1 protein-coding gene is annotated in these 500 nt (G+C 46.0%); it reads right to left on the bottom strand.

Annotation, left to right across the window (positions count from 1 at the left end; genetic code table 11):
* Positions 1-74: 74 nt before the first annotated feature.
* The coding region (locus ABD892_RS10045; RefSeq protein ID WP_345195486.1) for an ankyrin repeat domain-containing protein at positions 75-500 on the bottom strand (426 nt) is incomplete at its 5' end.

Genomic DNA, 500 nt, shown 5'->3' with positions numbered 1-500 from the left:
GGCTGGGTTACATGGCTGCGCGAACCTGCCCCATGCCAGCAAGGCTTCTCAAGCTGGCTGAGCCACAGTGGTAATCAGGTAATTTTATAAGCTGATTTGAACCGTAACGCAGCATGTAAAGCTGACATTTCATGTGAGCCCTTCTCTTTGGGCAGGCATGACGTTTGCTCAAGCTTTGCGCCGTGTTTGATCAGTATGTCGACTGTTTCTGCGTTACTGTACAGGCAGGCGTACAATAAAGGCGCAGATCCGTGAATTTTCAAATGCACTAGATTTTTTAAACCTGCTTCCAGTATTGCATCAAGTAACATTGAACATCCAGATGCAATGATGGGTGCTAATGGGTTGTCGGGCAGATATTCGGTATCATCCTTTGGCTTTGTCGTGATTACTTTTGAGCATTTATCGTCATCAGCTTCTAGGGGCTGTTGACGTTTCATTGAAAGCCTTGAACCAAGCCTGAAAATCCGCAGTATGTTGCTACCGCTCATGCTTTCATA

The organism is Kistimonas scapharcae (assembly GCF_039540975.1).
In the GTDB taxonomy this organism is placed as follows: Bacteria; Pseudomonadota; Gammaproteobacteria; order Pseudomonadales; family Endozoicomonadaceae; genus Kistimonas; species Kistimonas scapharcae.
This window is presented reverse-complemented; position numbering and strand designations above follow the sequence as displayed.